At 73.0% G+C, this 21,892-nt stretch carries 4 protein-coding genes; all 4 read left to right on the top strand.

Going from position 1 to position 21,892, the window contains the following annotated elements; genetic code table 11:
• Positions 1-64 precede the first annotated feature (64 nt).
• The 4 genes from ACFY0P_RS10730 to ACFY0P_RS10745 all read left to right on the top strand — a co-directional run bounded on the left by ACFY0P_RS10730 (position 65) and on the right by ACFY0P_RS10745 (position 21,888).
• Positions 65-937, top strand: coding sequence for a TauD/TfdA family dioxygenase (locus tag ACFY0P_RS10730; RefSeq protein ID WP_388909621.1), 873 nt, complete (start codon positions 65-67; stop codon positions 935-937).
• A gap of 49 nt (positions 938-986) precedes the next feature.
• Positions 987-2,363 (top strand): serine hydroxymethyltransferase, encoded by a 1,377-nt coding sequence (gene glyA / locus ACFY0P_RS10735; RefSeq protein WP_388909624.1) that lies wholly within the window; start codon positions 987-989, stop codon positions 2,361-2,363.
• 125 nt (positions 2,364-2,488) lie between these two features.
• Positions 2,489-17,314 carry an amino acid adenylation domain-containing protein gene (locus ACFY0P_RS10740; protein WP_388909627.1) on the top strand — a complete coding sequence of 4,942 codons (14,826 nt, stop codon included), beginning with the start codon at positions 2,489-2,491 and terminating at the stop codon, positions 17,312-17,314.
• On the top strand, positions 17,311-21,888 hold the full coding sequence (locus ACFY0P_RS10745; RefSeq protein ID WP_388909630.1) for an amino acid adenylation domain-containing protein: 4,578 nt from the start codon (positions 17,311-17,313) through the stop codon (positions 21,886-21,888). The genes ACFY0P_RS10740 and ACFY0P_RS10745 overlap by 4 nt, the downstream gene beginning before the upstream one ends.
• Positions 21,889-21,892: the final 4 nt, after the last annotated feature.

Consider the following 21,892-nt stretch of genomic DNA (forward strand, 5'->3'; position numbering starts at 1 on the left):
GGGCGCCCCTCTAATGTCACGGTCGTGATCGAAAGTCAGTGCCTCTAATCACGGAGGAATTCCCATGGGGACGACCCCCTTCAAAACCTCTCCTCTCTCCGATCATCACGGGCTGGTGATCGAGAACGCGGATCTCCCGCTCGCGGAACTTCCGCACGCCGAGGTAGCGGACCTTTTCAAGCAGCACGGCACGCTGATGTTCCGCGGTTTCGGCGCCACCGCCGATGATTTCCGGGCACTCGTGCAGAGGTTTTCCTCGAAGCTTTTCTTCCACCAGAACCCCAACCGCGAGACGATTTCCGACGACGGTGCGGTGCTGCTGGTGGACGCGCACCGGAACCCCATCCCGGCCCACTCCGAGATGAGCTACTGCCCGCTACACCCGGACATCCAGTGGTTCTACTGCGTGCGGCCGGCCGACGAGGGCGGTGAGACGACGGTCTACGACGGCGTCGAGGCGTACAAGCGGCTCGCGAAGGAGACCCGCGAGCTGTTCGACCGGCTCCGGCTGACCTGGCGGCTTCCGTTCCCGACCGCCCCCGAGCACCAGGAGCGTGTGTTCGGCACCGCGGACCGCGCCGAACTCGAGGCCCTGTTCGCCACGTTCGACGACTTCGAGTACGACTTCGACGAGGCCGGCAACCTCAACTGGAAGTGGACCGTCTCCGCGGTCCCGCAGGCCCGCTACGTCGACGCCCCCACGCTGTGCAACAGCTACCTGGGCTCGGGCGCGCTCGTGTCCTTCGAGGACGGTTCGTCCATCCCGCAGCACTGCCGCTGGGACGCGCTCGACGCCACCGAGGAGGTGCGGGTCGACATCCCGTGGCAGTCCGGCGACATCGTCATGATCGACAACAAGCGTGTGATGCACGGCCGGCGTGGCTTCGAAGACCCGGACCGCAAGGTCGCGGCGATGCTCTCGACGCCGAACTTCTGATTCCCCCCTCCCCTGCCGTCCGCCGCACTCACAGTTTGGATTCGACTCCATGGCTCACGCCGTCGGTCTGCCCACACTCACCGCTCCGACCGCTTCGACCGCTCCGCTGTCGTCCTTCTACGAGAACGCTCTGCACACCATGGAGCTCGAGGACCCGGCTCTGTACGGCCTGCTGGACAACGAGTTGCACCGGCAGCGCGAGACCCTCGCCCTGGTCGCCTCGTGCAGCCCGGTGACCCCCGCGGCGCTGCTCGCCGAGGGGAGCTTCTTCGCCAACGTCACGGCCGAGGGGTACCCGGGCCGCAGGTTCCACGCCGGATGCGTGAACGTCGACAAGGTCGAGGAACTCGCGGTCGAGCGTGCCAAGCAGGCCTTCGGCGCCCGCTACGCCAACGTGCAGCCGCACTCGGCCAGCACCGCCAACCAGGTGGTGATGAACTCCCTGCTCAAGCCCGGCGACCCGATCCTGGGCCTCGACCTGGACGCCGGCGGCCACCTCAGCCACGGCGCCTCGGTCAACATCTCGGGCCGGATCTTCGAGGCGCACAGCTACGGCCTCGGGCCCGACGGACTGATCGACTACGCGGAGGTCCGGGCCCAGGCCCTGCGGCACCGGCCGCGCCTGATCATCGCGGGCACCACCGCCTACCCGCGCACCCTCGACTGGGCCGCGTTCCGTGCCATCGCCGACGAGGTGGGCGCGTACCTGCTGGCCGACATCACCCACATCGCGGGTCTGGTGGTGGCCGGCCTGCACCCGTCGCCGCTGGCGCACGCCCACGTGGTGACCACCTGCACGCACAAGCAGCTCTACGGTCCGCGCGGCGGTCTGATCCTGCTCGGCGACTCGGCCGACACCGTGCTGCCGAGCGGCCGTACGCTCCAGCAGACGCTGCAGAGCGGGCTGTTCCCGCTGATCCAGGGCGCTCCGGTGGTCAACAGCATCGCCGCCAAGGCCTACGCCCTGGGGGCGGCGACCACGCCCGCCTTCGCCGCCACGATCGACCGGGTGCGCACGCTGGCCGCCACGCTCGCCGAGCGGCTGATGGGCCGCGACGTGCGGGTCATCTCGGGCGGCACCGACAACCACATCGTCGTGGCCGACGTCCTGACGTCGTTCGACGTCACCGGTGTGAACGCCGAAAAGGCGCTCGAGCAGTGCGGCATTCTCGTCAACAAGAACCGGATCGTCGGCGACCGCCACTCCGCCCGGGTGACGTCGGGTGTGCGTTTCGGCAGCAACAGCATGGCGGCCCGCAGTTTCGACGTCGGTGATGTCGCGGAGGTCGCGGACCTCGTCATCGAGGTGCTGACCGCCACCCAGAACACGTCCAACACGACGTACGCGCTCGACCCCGCGGTGCAGGCAGGGGTGCAGGAGCGGGTCAGGAACATCTGCCACCGCCGGCCCATCGCCGGTTACTGACCGCGATTCTCCCCGGGCGGACCGGCCGGACAGCCCTGTGCGCCGGTTCCGCCTGTGTGGTGTGCCCGCAGGTCCGCTCCACCCCGTCCGGACTTCAGAACCCGACGCCGATGCGAGAACGGTCTATGTACGCAAACAACTCTGTCGTTGATGTCATCCGCCGTAACGTCTCCGAGCGCGGTGGAGACGTAAGCTACGAATTCCTCGCCGACGCCGGCGGCGTCGACACCGAGCTCAGCCTGGTCGAGATCGACCGGCGTGCGCGCGCTATAGCCGTCTCGTTGCTGGAGCGGGCCAGACCGGGCGCGCGGGTGATGCTGCTGTATCCACCCGGCGAACACTTCGTCGTGGGCTTCGTGGCCACGCTCTACGCCGGCATGGTGGCCGTCCCCGTCTACCCGCCGGATCCGATGCGGATCGCGCGCACGCTGCCCCGGCTGCGCGCGGTGGTGCGCGGCTCGCGTGCCGAGATCGTCCTGTCGGACAGTCTGGTGCAGGCCTTCACCCATGAGCTGTTCGACCAGGCACCCGAGTTGGCACGGCTGCCCTGGGTGGTCACCGAACAGGCGATGCTGGAGGGCGCCGACGACTGGCGCCGGCCCGAGCTGACGCCCGACTCGCTCGCCCTGCTCCAGTACACCTCCGGCTCCACCGGCACCCCGCGCGGTGTCGTGGTGACGCACCGGAACCTGCTGTCCAACGGCTCGGCGATCGCCTCGAACTTCGGTCTCGGCAAGGACGACGTCACCGTCTCGTGGCTGCCCTTCTACCACGACATGGGTCTGCTGGGCGGTGTGCTGCAGCCGATGCTCTCCGGCATGTCCAACGTCCTGATGTCCCCCCTGGAGTTCATGCGGCGTCCGATGCGCTGGCTGGAGGCCATCGCCGCGCGCGGGGCGACCGTCAGCGGTGGCCCGAACTTCGCCTTCGACCTCTGCGTCAACAAGAGCACCCCCGCCGAGCGGGAGAACCTCGACCTGTCCTCGTGGCGGGTCGCCTTCTGCGGAGCCGAGCCGGTCCGCCACCGCACGCTGGAGCGCTTCGCCGAGGCGTTCGCCGTCAGCGGCTTCGACCGGTCCGCGCTGCTGCCCTGCTACGGCCTCGCCGAGGCCACCCTGTTCGTGGCGGGCAGCGGTCGCGGCAGCGGCGCGCACAGCACCCGTATCGACCGCGCGGCCCTGGAGCAGGGCCGCGCCGAAGCGCGTGCGGACGGGGACCCGCTGGTCTCCTCCGGCCTGGTGGCGGACGGGCACGAACTGGCCGTCGTCGACCCGCAGTCCGGTGAGCGCGTCGCACCCGGCGCGGTCGGCGAGCTGTGGGTGCGCGGCACCTCCGTCGCCTCCGGCTACTGGGAGGACGAGGCCGCGACCGCCGCCGCGTTCGGCGCCCGGCTGGCCGACGACCCGCAGCCCTACCTGCGCACCGGCGACCTCGGTTTCGTCCTGGATGGTCAGGTTCACGTCACCGGCCGCCTGAAGGAAACGATGGTCGTGCGCGGCCGCAACCTCTACGCGCACGACCTGGAGGAGACGGCCGTAGCGGCGTCCGAGTGGGCCCGCCCCGGCTGCGGCGCGGCGTTCTCGGTCGAGACCGCCGACGGCGAGGAGTGCGTGATCCTGCACGAGGTCGCCGTCGACACCCCCGAGGAGCAGCTCCCCCGGATCGCCGACGCGATCGCCGCGGCCGTCCGGCACGAGCACGGCGTGGCCCTGTTCGACGTGGTCCTGCTCGGTGCGCGCAGCCTGGCGAAGACCTCCAGCGGCAAGATCCAGCGACTGGCCGGGCGGACGGCGTACCACGCCGGCCAGGTCGAGGGCGAGCTGTTCCGGCGTTCCAAGTCCGCGGCGGTGCACGGCAGGCAGCGGCAGGTCGCCTTCCCGGCACGCGACGAACTGGCGGCGCTCGCCCGCGACCAGCGCGTCGACGCGATCGAACGCGGACTGGCCCTGGCCGGCCGCGGCGAGGACGGCGCGCCCGCCACCATGGTCGCGGAGCTGGACCTGGACTCGCTGGCGGCGGTCGACCTCGCCTTCCGGATCGAGGAGCAGCTCGGGGTCGTCGTGGACCCGGGCCTGCTGCTCCAGCCGACCAGCCTGCGCGAAGTGGCGGCGGCGATCGACGACCTGATGCGGCAGACCCCCGAGGCGGCGGTGCGGCCGGAGCCCGGGCGGAGCGGCGGCGTCGGACCGCTGTCGGCCGGGCAGCAGGCCCTGCTGTTCATGCGCGAGCTCGAAGGTCCGCACTCGCGGCAGAACGTCTCGGTGGCCGTACGCCTCCTGGAGCCCGTCGACGTCGAGGTGCTCTCCGCCGCCGTGCGCCGGGTCGGCGCCCGGCACCCCATCCTGACCTCCAGCTTCGGTTCCGACGGCAGTCGGCGCTCGCAGCTGATCGACCCCCGCGTCCCGTTCGAGCTGGACGTCGTCGACCTGAGCGGCGAGGCGGAGACCGTGCTGCGGGCCCGGGTCGACGACTGCGCCCTCGCCCCCTTCGACATCGAGCACGGCGACGTCGCCCGCGCGAAGCTGTTCACCGGGTGCGGGGCACCGGTGCTGGTGCTCGCGCAGCATCACGCCATCACGGACTTCTGGTCGGTGGTGACGCTCCTGGACGAACTGGCCGCCCTCTACGGCGACCTGCTGCACGGGCGGGCCTCCGAGCTCCTGCCGGCCGTCGGCTACGAGGAGTTCGTCCGCTGGCAGCAGGACTACGAGCGCTCCCCGCAGTGGCAGGCCGACGAGCGCTACTGGCTCGACCTGCTCGCCGGTGACGTACAGGCGCCGACGCTTCCGGTACGGGAGCGCCCGGAGCCGGACCACGGCATCGCGAACCACCGGGTGACGGTGGACGCCGAGCTGCTCGCCGAGCTGGAGCGGGTCGCCGGAGACAGCGGCACGACCGTGTTCTCGGTGCTGATGGCGGCCTTCGAGGTGCTCATCGCGGCGCACAGCGGTACCCGGGACTTCGTCGTCGGCGCCACCACGGCCGGCCGCCCGCAGGCCCGCTTCAAGGGCACCCTCGGCTACTTCGTCAACACCATTCCGGTACGCGCCGAGCCGAGCGCCCACGCGTCCGTCGCCGAGCTGATCCGCAGCACCGGGCAGCAGCTGCGGCAGTCGCTGGGCCACCAGCACTTCCCGGTCAGCAGGCTCGTCGAGCTGCTGCGTGCCCGGGGCAACACCTCGGCCGCGATCAACACGGCGGTCGTCTTCGAGCGGCCGCACAACGAGATCGCCGACGAGGTCACCTCGGTGCTCTTCGGCGCGGGCCGCGACACCGCGGTGCTGGGAGACCTCAAGCTCGCCCCGTTCCCGGCCGGTGAGCTGGCCACCCAGTTCGACATCACCCTGCACGCCGTACCGGCCGACGGCGGTCTGCTCGCCCACATGCTGGTCCGCTCCGATCGCTTCGACCCGGCCCTCGCCGAGCAACTGGGCCGGCAGTTCCTGGAGTTGCTGGAGCAGATCGCCCTGGACGGCCGGACGCCGGTCTCGGCGCTGCGGCTGGCCGGCGCGACCGAGTCCCTGGCCCGGGCCGACGTCCCGGCCCGCACCCTGCCGGGCGTCACCTCCGCGCACGAGCTGTTCGAGGCGACGGCCGACCGCACCCCCGACGCCGTCGCCCTCTCGGCCGGCGGAGTGGAACTGTCGTACGCGGAAGTGGACCGGATGGCCAACCGCCTCGCCCACCGGCTGCGGCGGGACGGACTCGGGCCCGAGGACACCGTCGGGCTGTGCCTGGAGCGCTCCGCCGAGCTGATCGTCGCGATGCTCGCGGTCATGAAGTCCGGGGCCGCGTTCGTCCCCCTGGACCCGGCGCTGCCGGCCGCCCGCCTCGCCGACATGGTCGGCGACGCGCGGTGCGCGCGGATCCTGTGCCACGGCGCGACCGCGGACCTCGCGGGCACCCTGGGCGTGGCGACCCGCGTCGACGAGGAGAGCGAGGAGAGCGAGGAGAGCGGCGCGGACCTTCCCGACGACCGGCCCGCGCTCGTCGCCACCGGGGACACCCTGGCGTACGTCATCTTCACCTCCGGCTCGACCGGCCGCCCCAAGGGCGTGCAGATCGAGCACCGGGCGCTGCTGAGCTACCTGCTGTCCTTCCTCGACGCGTTCGACGTCGCCGAGGGCGACCGGGTGCTGCAGTTCGCGCCGCTCACCTTCGACCCCTGCCTGGAGGAGATCTTCTCCGCCTGGACCCGGGGCGCGACGCTGGTGCTGCGCGACGAGTCGGTACTGGGCTCGCCGGAGCGGTTCTGGGCCTGGTGCGAGGAGCAGCGCCTCACCCTGGTCGACATTCCGACCGCCTTCTTCCATGTGCTGGTCACCGCGCTGGACAGCGGTGCGCGGGTGCCGTCCGCGCTGCGCTCGATCCTGATCGGCGGCGAGGCCGCGCACCCCGACAAGCTCGCGCGCTGGTTCGCGGCCGACCGCGGACACGTCGAGCTGTACAACCGCTGGGGCACCACCGAGACCACGGTGTGCTCCACCGTCGCCCATCTGGGCCCGGAGTCCGGGCAGGTCACCCGCGCCCGCGACGTGTCCATCGGCGCCGACATGACCGACGCGGTGATCCACGTCCTCGACGCCGAGCTGCGGCCCGTCGCCGACGGGGTCGTGGGGGAGGCGTACATCGGCGGTGTGGGCGTCGGACGCGGCTACGCGTCCCAGCCCCGCAAGACCGCCGAGCGGTTCGTCCCGGACCCGTTCACCACCGAGCCGGGCCGGCGCCTGTACGCCACCGGCGACCTGGTGCGCCGCTCCGCCGACGGCGAGCTGCGCTACGTCGGCCGCGCCGACCAGCAGGTCAAGGTGCGCGGCTACCGCATCGAGCTCGGTGAGGTCGACGTGGCGCTGCGGCGTCACCCCGAGGTCGCCGAGGCCGCCGTGGTCGCCACCCGCGGTGCGGGCGAGACCGAGCTGATCGCCGCCGTCACCGGCGGGGACCTCGACGCCGAGCGGCTGCGCGACTGGCTCAACCGCGAGCTGCCCAGCTACATGGTGCCGAGCCGGCTGCTGGTCCTGGACCGGATCCCCCTCACCTCCAACGGCAAGGTGGACGCGCACGCGCTGCGCGAGCTCGCCCTGGAGGTGTCCCGCTCGGCCGAGGCGGCGGACATGTCCCCGCTCGAGAGCCGGCTCGCGGATGTCTGGCGCGAGGTGCTCGAGGTCGCCGGAGTCGGGCTCGACGAGGACTTCTTCGCGCTCGGCGGGCACTCGCTGCGCGCGGCGGAACTCAACACCCTGGTGCGCCGGGAGTTCGGCGTGCAGCCGCCGCTGCGGATGTTCTTCGAGTCCGTCACCGTACGCGCCCAGGCGGCGCGGATCGCCGAACTCGCCGTCACGGAACCGGCCGGCACCCCGGTCGGCGCCGCCCCCGCCGAGGCCGGGCCCACCCTCTCGCTGGGCCAGCGGCGCCTGTGGTTCCTGGAGAAGTTCGCCCCGGGTTCGTCCACCTACGTCGTGCCGGGCGTCCTGCGGCTGTACGGGGCGCTCGACCCGGAGGTGCTGCGCGGTGCGCTGGACGCGATCGTCGAGCGGCACCCCGCGCTGCGCACCGGCTTCCGGGACGAGGGCGGCAAGCCCGTGCCCTTCGTGCACACCGGCCCGGCCTGCCCCTTCGAGGTGCTCGACCGGGGCTCGGTCGCGCCCACCCGGCGCGAGGCCGAACTGGCCGCTCTCGTCTCCGAGTACGCCCGCCGGCCCTTCGCGCTGGACGAGCCGCCGCTGATGCGCGCCGCCCTGGTGGAGTTCGGGCCGGACGAGCACGCCCTGCTGCTGGCCTTCCACCACATCGTCTTCGACGGCCGCTCGATGGAGGTCATCGCGGGTGAGCTGGCCGGGCTGTACGCGCACCGCTCGGGTGCCGGTGCCGGCGAACCACCCGCGGTCGTCCACGAGTACGCGCGCTGGGCCCTCGACGAGGGCGCGCGGCTGAACTCGCCGGAGGGACGGCAGGGGCTGGCCTTCTGGACCGAGCACCTCAGCGGTGCCCCGCTCGCCCTCGACCTGCCCTTCGACCGGCCCCGCCCGGCCGTGCAGACCTTCGACGGCCTGCGGGTGCCGCTGACGCTGAGCCAGGCCGACTCCGACCTGCTGCGCTCGCTCGCCCGGGACCAGCGGGCGACCGTCTTCATGACGCTGGCCGCGTGCATGTCCCAGGCCCTGTCCCGGCTGACCGGCCAGGAGCGGGTGGTCATCGGCGTACCCGACGCCAACCGCCCGGACGACGGCGCATACGACGACGTCGTCGGCTTCTTCGTGAACACCCTCCCGCTCTGCTTCGAGGTGCCGGGCGATGCCACCGGCCGCGCCCTCGTCGACCGCGCCCGGGCCACCACGCTGGAGGCGATGCCGTACAAGTGGGTGCCGTTCTCGGCGATCGTGGAGGCCGGCGGCCAGGACCGCGACCCGAGCCGCAGCCCGGTGTTCCAGGCGATCCTCGACGTGCGCAGCGGTGCGCTGCCCTCGCCGGCCCTGCCCGGCCTGCGGGTCGAGACGACCCCGCTGTACACGGGCACCGCCAAGACCGACCTGACCTTCGAGATCACCGACGACGGCGGTCCGCTCACGGGCTGGCTGGAGTACAACTCGGACCTCTTCCGGCCCGAGACGGCGCAGCTCGTCGCGCGGCTGTTCTGCGAGACGGCCCGCGCGATGGCCCAGCGGCCGGACGAGCGTGTGGAGACCCCCGCAGCGGCGGCGGCCCTCGACCGCTGGCCGTCCGAGCCGGACGCCGGACGGCAACCCGACACGTTCTGGGCGCAGTTCGAGCGGATCGCCGACGGCCGTGCCGACGCGGTCGCGCTGGAGGGCGACGAACGTGCGGTGACCTACGGCGAGCTGCGCACGCAGGTCGAGCAGGTCGCCCGGGCGATCACGCGGCGGTTCGCCGTGCGCCCCGGGGACGTCGTCGCCGTGGCGGTCGAACCCTCCATCGAAGCGGTCGTCGCCGTGCTGGCGGCACAGCGCTGCGGTGCCGCGTACCTGCCGATCGACCCCGCCTACCCGGCCGACCGCAGGGACTTCATGCTGGCCGACTCGGGGGCGCGCGGTCTGGTGACCCGCGACCTCGTCGAGGAGGCGCTGGGCGAGGCACCCGACGGGGACGTGGCGCTGCCGCAGGCCGACCCGGACGCGCCCGCGTACCTGATGTACACCTCGGGCTCCACCGGCCGCCCCAAGGGCGTCCTGGTCTCCCACCGCGCCCTCGCCAACCTCACCTCCCAGCAGGCGCGTGTCTTCGGGATCGACGGCACCTCGCGCATGCTCCAGTTCGCCAGCCTCAGCTTCGACGCGTCGGTCTGGGAGATCTTCTCCACGCTCGCCGCGGGCGGCACCCTGTGCGTCGCCGGCCGCGAGCACGCCCTGGTCGGCGAGGCGCTGGCGGACATCCTCGCCGGGCGCGACGTCAGCATCTGCCTGCTGCCGCCGTCGGTGATCGCGTCCCTGCCGGTGCGCGCACTGCCGCGGCTGAAGACCCTGGTGTCGGGCGGTGAGGCCTGCCGTGCCGAGCTGGTCGAGCAGTGGCAGCCGGGCCGGCGCTTCGTCAACGCCTACGGTCCCACCGAGTGCACGGTCGTCATCACGGCCGCCGAGTGCGAGCCCGGGCGGCCCGCCTCGCTGGGCGCGGTGCTGCCCGGCGGGACGGCGTACGTCCTGGACACGGAGCTGCGGCCGGTGGTCGCGGGCGCGGTCGGCGAACTGTACGTCGGCGGCGCGGGCCTGGCCCTCGGCTACCACGACCGGCCCGCCCTGACCGCCCGGCACTTCCTGCCCGACCCGTTCTCCGGCGTGTCCGGCGCGCGGATGTACCGCACGGGCGACCTCGTCCGGCTGCGCGCCGACGGCACCCTGGACTACTGCGGCCGCCGCGACAGCCAGATCAAGCTGCGCGGCTACCGCATCGAGCCGGCCGAGATCGAGTCGGTGCTGCTGGCCCTGCCCACCGTCTCACAGGCCGTCGTCAAGGGCGTCGACGGCGTCCTGGTGGCCCATGTCGAGACCGCCGACCCGGAGCTGACACCGCAGGCGCTGGCGCGGCTGTGCGCGGCCGAGCTGCCGCCGCACATGGTGCCGGCCGCGTTCGTGGCCCGCGCGGAACTGCCGCGGCTGCCCGGCGGCAAGATCGACCCGAACCGCCTCGGCCGCCCGCGCCGCGCCGACTTCGCGCACGCCGACTTCGCCGAGCTGGAGACGGAGACCGAGCGGACGGTCGGCCGGGTCTGGGCGCGGGTGCTCGACGTCGACGCGGTCGGCGCCGGTGACGACTTCTTCACCATCGGCGGCCACTCCCTGCTCGCGACGGTGATCACCTCGCAGGTGAGCGAGGAACTCGGCCGGGACGTCCCGCTGCGGGCCCTGTTCGAGGCGCCCGTCCTGCGGGACTACGCCGCACTGTGCGACGGCGCGGCCGCCCGGGACACCTCGGGCGGGATCGTCGCGCACGCCGCGAGCGGCGCCGACGCACCGCTGTCGGTGATGCAGGAGCGGCTGTGGCTGCTGGAGGAGATCGAGAACGGCTCCGGCCAGAACGCCTACACCGGGCGCTACCACCTGGCCGGCGCGATCCGGCTGACCGGCGAGCTCGACGAGGCCGCGCTGCAACGGGCCGTCACCCGCCTGGTGGCGCGTCACACCACGCTGCGCACCGTGGTGTCGCACCAGGACGGCGTGCTGACCCAGCAGGTCCTCGACAGCGCGGACGTCACCCTGGCGCGCACCGAGCTGACCGGCGTGACCGCCGAGGAGCGCGTCTTCGAGGCCCGCGCCGTGGTGGAACGCGAGGCGGCGCAGCCGATGGACCTGGCGAACGGCCCGCTGCTGCGGGTACGGCTGCTGGAACTCGGCCGCGACGACGCGGTGCTCGTGCTGACGCTGCACCACATCGTCGGTGACGGCTGGTCGATGGAGATCCTCAAGCGGGACCTGACGCACTTCTACGCCGAGGAGACCGGCCACGAGCCGGCCGCCCCGCTGCCCCCGCTCCCGGTCACCTACGAACAGTTCTCCCGCCGGCAGCGCCACCAGCTCGACTCCGGCGAACTCGACGCCTCCGTCGCGTACTGGCGCGAGCAGCTCGACGCGCTGCCCTCGCTCACCCTGCCGTTCGCCCGCACCGGCTCCGAGACCCCCGCCACCCAGGGCCACCGGGTCCGGGCGGCCGTCACGCCGGAGCTGCGCGAGGCGATGGAGCGGCTCGCCGCCGAGTCCGGGGCGACCCTGTTCATGGTGCTGGCGGCGACCCTCCAGCTCACCCTCGGCCGGCTGGCCGGGCAGCGCGACTTCGCGATCGGCGTGCCCATCGCGGGCCGCCGCCACCGCGAGGTGGAGGACCTGATCGGCTTCTTCATCAACTCGCTGGTGCTGCGCGCCGACCTGTCCGGTGACCCGACCTTCGCCGACCTGCTGGGCCGCGTCCGCACCACCACCCTCGACGCCTTCGAGCACCAGGACGTCCCGTTCGAGACGCTGGTCGGCGAACTCGCCCCCGAACGCGACCTGACCACCACACCGCTGTTCCAGGTCTACCTGAACCTGCTCAACATCCCGGCGCACCGTGCCGAGCTGCCGGGCCTGACCGTCGACACCTTCGCCGTCCCGGACCTGGGCGCGAAGTTCGACCTGACCTTCTACGTGGATCCCGCGGGGCCCGGCCTCACGCTCGACCTGATGTACGCCGGCGACCGGTTCGACGAGGAGGCGATGCACGAGCTGCTCGCCCAGTGGATCCGGGTCGCCGAGCAGGCGGTCACCGACAGCGCGAGCCCGATCGACATGCTGCGGCTGGACACCCCGCAGGCGCGCCGCGAGCTGCCCGACCCGTCCGCACCGCTGGACGCGACCTGGTACGGGTCGGTGGTCGAGCAGTTCGAGCGCCGGGCCGCCCGTGAGCCCCAGCGGATCGCGATCAGCGAACCGGGCCAGGACCTCACCTACGGCGACCTCGCCTGGGCGACCGCGGCCATGTCCGGCGTACTGGCGCAGCACGGCGTCGCCAAGGGCGACGTGGTCGCCATCTACGGCGAGCGCAGCGCGTCGCTGGTCTGGGCGATCCTGTCGGTGCTGCGCACCGGCGCCTCGTTCGCCATCCTCGACCCGAGCTACCCGGCCGACCGCATCGCCGACTGCCTGGCGGTGGCCCGCCCGAGCGCCTTCCTCCAGCTGGAGGCGGCCGGGGCCGTGCCGCTCGCCGTGGACACCGCGTTGCAGGCGACGTCCCTGCGCTGCCGCTTCGAGCTGCCGTCCCGGCTGGCGGACGCCAAGCACCTGGTGCCGCGGGGCGCCGAACCGGCCGAGGCGGTCCAGGTGGGGCCGCGGGACTGCGCGTACATCGCGTTCACCTCGGGTTCCACCGGGAAGCCGAAGGGCATCCGGGGCGCGCACGGGTCCCTGACCCACTTCGTGCCCTGGATGGTGGAGACGTTCGGGCTGCGCGAGACCGACCGCTACAGCATGCTCTCCGGCATCAGTCACGACCCGCTGCACCGCGAGGTGTTCACGCCGCTGGTCACCGGCGCCACGATCTGCGTGCCCGACCGGCTGGACGTCGAGACCCCGGGCCGGCTGGCGCAGTGGTTCCGCACCGCGCAGGTCTCGGTCAGCCACCTCACGCCGCCGATGGCGCGGCTGTTCGACCAGCTGTCGGTCGCTCCGGGCACACTGCCGCTGCTGGAGCGGGTGTTCTTCCTCGGTGACACGCTGACCAGCCGTGACGTGCGGGCCATCACCCGCATGGCGGGCTCGGCGACCTGCGTCAACCTGTACGGCTCGACCGAGACGCAGCGCGCCGTCGGCTACTACGTGGTCCCCGACGCCCACGCGGCCGCCGACACCGACCCGGGTGTCACCTACCCGCTGGGCCGCGGCATGCAGGACGTCCAGCTGCTGGTGCTCAACGAGGCCGGGCAGCAGGCCGGCATCGGCGAGCGCGGGGAGATCGTCATCCGCTCCCCGCACCTCTCGCTCGGCTACGCCCACGACGAGGAACTCACCGCCGCCAAGTTCGTGCGCAACCCGTTCGGCGACGCCGACGACGACCGCATGTACCGCACCGGCGACCTCGGCCGCCATCTGCCCGACGGCTCCGTCACCCCGCTCGGCCGTGCCGACAACCAGGTCAAGATCCGTGGCTACCGCGTCGAGACGGACGGCGTGCAGAACGTGATCCGCGCGGCGCCGGACGTCCAGGACGCCCTGGTCATGGCGCGCTCCGACGCGAGCGGCGAGACCGCGCTGGTCGCCTATGTGGTGGCACGGCCGGGCACCAAGGTGGCCGGCAACGAGGTGAAGTCCTTCGTCCGCAAGCGGCTGCCCGACTACATGGTCCCGTCGTTCGTCGTCGCCCTGGACGCCTTCCCGCTGACCCCCAACCGCAAGATCGACCGGGCCGCGCTGCCCGAGCCCTCGTCGGTGACCGGCGCCCACGAGGACGGGCCGCGCTCGCCGCTGACGCCCACCGAGGAACTGGTGGCCGGTCTGTGGCAGGACGTGCTCGGCGCGCCCAAGGTGGGACCCGAGGACAACTTCTTCAACCTCGGCGGGCACTCGCTGATGGCGACCCAGGTCGTGTCGCGGATCCGCCGGGTGTTCGGCTGCGAGATCGCGCTGCGCACCCTCTTCGAGAAGCAGACCGTGCGGGAACTCGCCGCGCACATCGACGGCATGGCCGGCGGCGGCTCCGTCACCGAACCGGTCCTCGCCCTGCCCCGCACCGGCGCGCTGCCCGCCTCCTACGGCCAGGAACGCCTGTGGGTCCTCGACCAGCTCGAGGGCGACACCGGCGCCTACAACAGCGCCACGGTCGTCCGCATGCGCGGCCCGCTGGACACCGACGCCCTGTCCGCGACGCTGGACGAGCTGGTCGCCCGGCACGAGGTGCTGCGCACCAGGCTGGTCATGGACGACGGCCGGGTGAGCCAGATCGTCGAGCCGGCCGGCGAGGTGACCATGCCGCTCGCGTTCGTCGACCTGAGCGGCGAGCCCGAGGAGGCGGCCGAGCAGCGCTGGCCGCAGCTGGTCGACGAGGCCGCCCGGCACCGCTTCGACCTCGCCGCGGCCCCGCTGGAGCAGGCGACCCTGATCCGGCTCTCCGCCGAGGACCACGTCTTCGTCCTGGCCGTGCACCACGTGGTCGCGGACGGCTGGGGCCTGCAGATCGTGGTCCGCGACTTCGCTGCCCTGTACCGGGCCCGCCGCCAGGGCACGGCCTCCCCGCTGCCCGAGCTGGAGGTGCAGTACGCCGACTGGTCGAGCTGGCAGCGCGACCGCGTCGAGGGCGGCGACTACCAGGGCCAGCTCGACTTCTGGTGCGAGACCCTGGCCCAGCCGGCGCCCCTGCTGGAGTTCCCGGCGCAGCGGCCGAGGCCCGCGGCGATGAGCAGCCGCGGGGTGACGGTCCGCCGGGTGATCGACGGCGAACTGGTGGGCGGGGTCCGGCACGTGGGCCGCGAGCACAACGCGACCCTGTTCATGACCCTGCTGGCGGCGTTCAACGCCCAGCTGCACCGCTACAGCGGAGCGGCGGACATCGCGGTCGCCACCCCCGTGTCGACCCGGTCGGTCGAGATCGAGGACGTGGTCGGGTTCTTCGTGAACACGATCGTCTTCCGCAACCGGCTGTCCGCCGACGAGTCGTTCACCGGGCTGCTCGAACGCGTCCGCTCGACGACCCTGGCGGCCTACGCCAACCAGGACGTTCCCTTCGACCGGGTGGTGGACGCCCTCCAGCCCAACCGGGACCTGAGCATGAGCCCGCTGTTCCAGGTCATGTTCACCCTGCACAACGCGCCCTACTCGGAGATCGACCTCGGCGACCTCAGGCTGGAGCGGCTGCACGCACCGTCCGGCACCGCCAAGTTCGACCTCAGCCTCGACCTGGCCGAGGAGAGGGACGGGCTGCACGCGACGCTGGAGCTCAACGCCGACCTGTTCGACGCGGCGACCGGCGAGCGGCTCCTGGACCACTTCGAGGCCCTGCTGGGCAGCATCGCCGCCGCCCCGCAGCGGGCTCTGGCCGACCTCGAACTGCGCTCGGCGGCCGAGGCGGCGGCCCAGGACGCCCTGGGCACCGGCCCGCAGGCCTTCGTCCCGCGGACCACGGCCGAGGCGCTCGAACACTGGGCCCGGCACACCCCGGACGCGCCCGCCGTCATCGACGGCGCCACCGTCTGGACCTACCGCGAACTGCGCGACCGGGTCGCGGCCCTCGCCGAGCGGCTGTCCCGGGCGGTGACCGGCCCCGAGCCGGCCGTGGTGGTGTGCGCCGCCCGCTCGGCTCGGCACATCGCCGCCGCCCTCGCCTGCGGTGCGGTCGGCGCGACGTACGTGCCGGTCTCCCCGGCCGTCCCGGACCGGCGGATCGCCACCATGCTGGACCGGCTGGGCGAGGTCGTCGCGGTCACCGACGAGGAGCAGGCGGAGCGCGTCGCCGGCCTGCTCGGCGCGGCCCGGGGCACCCACCTCGTGCTGGACGACGCCGCCTCGGCCGACCGGCCGCTGGACGGGCACCCGAGGAACCCGGCAGAGCGCGCCTACGTCATCTTCACCTCCGGTACGACCGGTGAGCCCAAGGGCGTGGAGATCGAACAGGCCGGACTGCTCAACCATCTCGAGCTGATGGCCCACGACCTGGAGCTGTCCGAGGGCGACGTCATCGCCCAGACCGCCTCGCAGTCGTTCGACATCTCGGTCTGGCAGATGCTGGTCGCGGTGATGCGCGGCGCGGCCACGGTGGTCTGCGACGACGGCACCAGCCGGGACGCCGAGGCGCTGCTCGACCTCGTCCGGGAACGCGGCGTCACCGTGCTGCAACTGGTGCCCGGCATGATCAGGGCGCTGCTGGAACACGCCAGGGGCAGCGAGCTGGCGAGCCTGCGCTTCCTGCTCGCCACCGGCGAGGCGCTGCCGCCGGACCTCGCCGCCGACTGGCTGCGCCGCTTCCCGGGGATCCCGATGGTCAACGCCTACGGTCCCGCGGAATGCTCGGACGACACCCATCTCGCGGTGCTGTCCACGCCGCCGCCGACCGACCGCGCGGTCACGCTCGGCAGCCCCGTCGCCGGAGTGACCTCCTACGTCCTGGACGCGCAGGGACGGCGCCTGCCGTTCGGCGTGCCGGGCGAGCTCGCCATCGGCGGGCCGGTGGTGGGCCGCGGCTACCTCGGTGACCCGCGGGCCACCGCGGAGCGGTTCGTCCCCGACCCGTACTCGGCGGTCCCCGGTGCCCGGCTGTACCGCACCGGAGACCGGGTCCGGCTGCTGGACGACGGCCGGCTGGAGTTCCTCGGGCGGCTCGACGACCAGCTCAAGGTGCGCGGCTTCCGTATCGAGGCGGGCGAGGTCGAGACGGCCCTGTGCGAACTCGCGCCCGTGCGGGAGGCGGCCGTCGTCCTGCGCGACTGCGACGGCGAGCCCACCCTGGTCGCCTGCGTCGCGGGCACCGAACGTGACCCGGCCGTACTGGCCGCCGCGCTCGGCGCCCGGCTGCCGCGCTACATGGTCCCCACCGGCTTCGTGTTCGCCGACCGGCTGCCGCGCACCCCGAACGGCAAGGTCGACCGGGCCGCGCTGCAGCGCGACGAGTTGACCGTCGAGCGGGTGAGGCGGCGCTTCGAGGAACTGTCCGGCCCGACCGAGCGGCTCGTGGCCTCGGCCTTCGAGGAACTGCTCGGCGCCCCGGCGGTCGGCGCGCTGGACGACTTCTTCACCCTGGGAGGCCACTCGCTGCTCGCCACCCGCCTGGTGGCCGAACTCGCCGCCCAGACGGACATCGAACTGCCGCTGCGCACCGTCTTCGAGCAGCCGACCGTGCGAGGCGTCGCCCAGGCCCTGGAAGAGCTCCAGCTCTCCGGGCTCAGCGAGGCCGAGCTCCTCGAACTCGAGGTGCTGCTCGACGGCGTGACCGACGACCAGGCCCGCGAGCTGCTCGCGGCCGGCGAGGAGAAGGACGCATGATCCGGGAAACCGCCACCGGGCGGGACACGTTCGAGAGCCTGTCCGCGGCCAAGCGGGAGCTGATGGCCTCGCTGCTGCTGGCCCGCGGCAGGCAGCGGGCCTCGGCGCGGACCATCCGCCGTCGCGACCCCGAGCGGCCCAGCCCGCTCTCCCGCGGCCAGGAGCAGCTGTGGGTCGCCGAGTCCCTCGCGGACGGCCGGCCGCTGTACAACGTCCCCTACGGCGTACGGCTGCGCGGTGTGCTCGATGTCGCCGCACTGCGTGCCGCGCTCGACGGGCTCGTCGCCCGGCACGCCGTCCTGCGCACCGTCTACCGGCAGCGCCCGGACGGCGGCCTGGAGCAGCTGGTCCGGCCGGCCGAGCCGGTGGCGCTGCCGGTCGAGGAGGCCGCCGACGAGGAAGCCGCCGTCGCCGCCGCGCAGGCGGAGGCGGCCCGGCCGATCGACCTGGCCTCGGGGCCGGTGATCCACGGACGCCTGTTCCGGATCACCGCCGACGACCATCTGCTGGCCCTGGTCGTGCACCACATCGCGACCGACGCCTGGTCGGTGGGCGTCCTCCTGGAGGACCTCGCGGAGCTGTACGACGCGGCCCGCGAGGGCCGTACGCCCCGGCTGCCCGAGCTCGCCGTCGACTACGCCGACGCGGCCGCGCACGAACGGGCCCAGGAGCCGGAGGACTACGGCTGGCTGGTCGCGCAGTGGCGCGAGCAGCTGGCCTGGGCGCAGCCGCTCGGGCTGGCGCCGAACGGCGACCGGGCGACCGCCAGGACCGGCCGGCGCATCCGCCGCCAGTGGGACGCGCAGTTCGGCCGCGACCTTAAGCGCACCGCCGAGGCGCACCGTACGACCGTCTTCAACGTCATGCTCGCCGCGTTCGCGGTGCTCCTGAACCGGTACACCGGCACCTCCCGGTTCGCCATCGGCACGGTCATGGCCAACCGCAACCGCCAGACCGAGCGCCTGGTCGGCTACTTCGCGAACACCGTCCCCGTGGTCGCCGACCTGTCCGCCGAGGACGGCAGCCTGGGCGACGTGCTGGCCGGGATCACCCGCGAGTCGCTGTGGGCGCGTGAGCACCAGATCCCCTTCGACGTGCTGGTCGACAAGGTGGCCCCGCAGCGGACGCTGGCCGAGAGCCCGCTGTTCGAGGCCATGTTCGTCTTCAACAACGGTCCGGCCCACGAACTGCGGCTGCGGGACCTGGCCCTGACCCCCACCCACCTGCACTCGGGCACCGCCAAGTTCCCCCTCGACCTGTCCTGCGCGGTGACGGGCGACGAGGTCATGGTGTCGCTGGAGTTCGACGAGTCGGTGCTGGACACCGCCGCCGCCGAACGCCTCCTCGGCCACTACCGGCAGCTGCTCACCGGCCTGTGCGAGACCCCGGACGTCCGTGTCGACAACGCCGACCTGCTCACCCCGGCCGAGTGGGAACTCGTCGTCGACGAGTGGAACCGCACCGGCGAGGAGTACCCCGAACACACCACCGCGCACGGTCTGTTCGAGGAGTGGGCCGACCTGGCGCCGGACGCCGTCGCCGTGGCCTGCGGCGACGAGGCGGTGAGCTACGCCGAGCTCGACGCGCGCGCCAACCGGCTCGCCCATCTGCTGCTCGCCCAGGGCTGCGGGCGCCACGAACGCGTCGGGGTCTGCCTGGAGCGCGGCATCGACCTGGTCGTCACCCAGCTCGCCATCGCCAAGTCGGGAGCGGGCTACGTCCCGCTGGACCCGGCCTACCCGGCCGACCGCCTGCAGTGGATGCTGGCGGACTCCGGCGCCCGCGTCGTCGTCACCCGCGACGGCCGGCTCGCGGGCGACCGCGTCACCGCCGTGGACCCCGCGTCCGCCGGGCCGTTCCCCGAGACCCGGCCGGAGCGCGACGTCCGCCCCGACGACCTGCTGTACCTGATCTACACCTCGGGGTCGACCGGTCTGCCCAAGGGCGTGCTGCTCGACCACCGGGGCCGGGTCAACAACTTCTCCGACTTCAACCGGCGCTTCCTCGTCGGTCCCGGGGACAAGGTCTTCGGTGTCTCGGCACTGGCCTTCGACATGAGCGCGTACGACGTGTTCGGCACGCTCATGGCGGGTGCGACCGTGGTGTTCCCGACGCCCGAGGACGAACGCTCCCCGCACCGCTGGATCGAGACGATCGAGCGCGAGGGCGTCACGGTGTGGCACTCGGTCCCCGCACTGTTCGGGCTGCTGGTCGAGGAGGCCGAGGTCCGCGGCGGCGACCGGCTGCCGATCCGGCTGGTGCTGCTCGGCGGCGACTGGATCCCGCTGGCGCTCCCGCAGCGGGGCGCCGCGCAACTGATCGAGTCGGCGCAGCTGGTGAGCATGGGCGGGGCCACCGAGGTCTCCATGGACTCGACGATCCACCTGATCGGCGAGGTCCTGCCGGAGCAGCGCAGCATCCCCTACGGCGTCCCGATGGCCAACCAGACCTCCTACGTCCTGGACGCCTCGCTGTCCCCGCTGCCCGTGGGCGTGCCGGGCGAGCTGTACCTCGGCGGGGTCGGCGTCGGCTGGGGCTACCACAACCGGCCCCGGCTGAGCGGCGAGCGCTTCCTGCCCGATCCGTTCAGCCCGGTGCCCGGGGCCCGGATGTACCGCACCGGGGACCGCGCCCGCTGGCTGCCGGACGGCAATCTGGAACTGCTCGGGCGCATCGACTTCCAGATCAAGATCAACGGCTATCGGGTCGAGACCGGGGAGATCGAGGCGGCCCTGCGGGAGGTGATCGGCGGCGGCTCCTGCCTGGTCGCCGCGCACGGCCCGCGTGACGGCGCGAAGACGCTGGTGGCCTACCTGGTGGCGCCCGGCGGCGGCCGGATCCCCGACGACGCGGAGCTCAAGCGGCAGCTGTCGGCGAAGCTGCCCCAGCACATGGTGCCGGCCTCCTTCGTACGCATGGAGTCGTTCCCGCTGACCCACAACGGCAAGGTCAACCGCCGGGAACTGCCGGCGCCGACGGTGGCGGCCCTCACCGGGCGCGCCGCGGGCACCGACACCGAACGGGCCCTGGTGACGCTGTGGCGGGAGGCGCTGGGCCGGGACGACGTCCCGGTCGACATCGGCTTCTTCACGCTGGGCGGCAACTCCATCGCGGTCATCCGGATGGTGAGCGCGGGCCGCCGCGCGGGCCTGGAGATGACACCGCGGATGGTGTTCGCCCATCAGACCATCGAGGCCCTCGCGAAGGCGATCGACGAGCGCGAGGCCGACGCCACCACCGTCGAACCGGTCCGGACCGGGCCTGCCGGACCCGTGGTGACGCCCGGTCAGCGGCACATGCTGGACATGCTGGAGAGCGCCTGGGTGCCCGGTCTGTACCAGATGCAGTCCACGACGCAGCTGCCCTTCGAGATCGACCCCGACTGCTTCCGCAGCGCCTGGCAGGAGCTCGGCGCCCGCCACGCGGCCCTGCGCACCGGCTTCCGGCGGGACGGGGACGGCGCCTGGAGCCCGGTCGTCGCCGACCGGATCGACCCGGTGATCGAGGTGCTGGACTGGAGCGACCACGCGCCGGACGCGGTCGCCGGCGAACTGATCGCCCTCCTGGAGGCCGAGCGTTCGGCACCCTTCGACGTGACCGAGCCGCCGCTGTGGCGGGTGTGGCTGGTACGCGGCCGGTCCACCTGGTGGCTGGGCCAGATCCAGAGCTATCTGCTGGCCGACGGATGGTCCAACCTGGTGCTGCTCGACGAACTCCTCGCGCTGTACCTCGCCGCGCTCGAAGGACGGCAGGCCGACCTCCCGCCGGTCCCCGAGCTCGGCACCGCCGAGGCCGCCGACCCCGAGGCGGACACCGCCTTCTGGCAGGACCGGCTCGCCGGGGCGCTCCCCTCGCGGCTGGCCGCGGAGCCGGGCCGGCTGGGCCCGTCCCGCTTCAGCCGGGTGACGGACCGGATCGACCCGGCGGTCGCCGACGCGCTGCGCGAGCGGGCGGCCGAGCAGGGGCACACGTTCTCGACCCTGGCCTGCGCCGGCTGGGCCCTGCTCGCCGCCACCCGCCTGGAGCGCACCGACGTCACGGTCGGCGTGGTCTCGGCGGGCCGCGACCGCGCGGTCGACGGCCTGGAACGCGCGGTCGGCCTGTTCATCGCCGCCCTGCCCGTCCGGGTCGAGGTCGAACCCGGCAACACCCTGACCGCCCTGTTCGACCGCTTCCAGCTCGCCCGTGTCGAAGGAGCCGAACACACCTCGGTCCCCACCGGCGAGCTCCAGCGGATGGGCGCCGGCGACGGCCCGCTGTTCGACTCGGTCGTCGTCGTCGCCAACTACCCGGTCTCGTCCGCGCTGCGCGCCCAGCAGTCCACGAGCGCGCGGGAGGACGCCGAGAGCGACGGCACCCGCAACCAGACCGAGTTCTCGCTCCGCCTGGACATCACCGACGACCCCGAGCCCCGTATCGCCCTCTCGTACTACGGCGACCGCATCGCCGACACCGACGCCCGACGGCTGCTCGACGACTACCTCGCACTGCTCGCCGCCGTCGCCCGCACACCTGCCGCCACCGTCGGCCAGGTGCTCACGCTCTCCCACCGCCCGATTGGAGACCCCCGATGACGGT

This window comes from Streptomyces sp. NPDC001714, from assembly GCF_042892755.1.
Classification (GTDB): Bacteria; Actinomycetota; Actinomycetes; order Streptomycetales; family Streptomycetaceae; genus Streptomyces.

Coding starts and splice junctions, on each gene's coding strand:
- ACFY0P_RS10730 (WP_388909621.1), top strand. CDS start 65: ATGGGGACGACCCCCTTCAAAACCTCTCCTCTCTCCGATCATCACGGG.
- glyA (WP_388909624.1), top strand. CDS start 987: ATGGCTCACGCCGTCGGTCTGCCCACACTCACCGCTCCGACCGCTTCG.
- ACFY0P_RS10740 (WP_388909627.1), top strand. CDS start 2,489: ATGTACGCAAACAACTCTGTCGTTGATGTCATCCGCCGTAACGTCTCC.
- ACFY0P_RS10745 (WP_388909630.1), top strand. CDS start 17,311: ATGATCCGGGAAACCGCCACCGGGCGGGACACGTTCGAGAGCCTGTCC.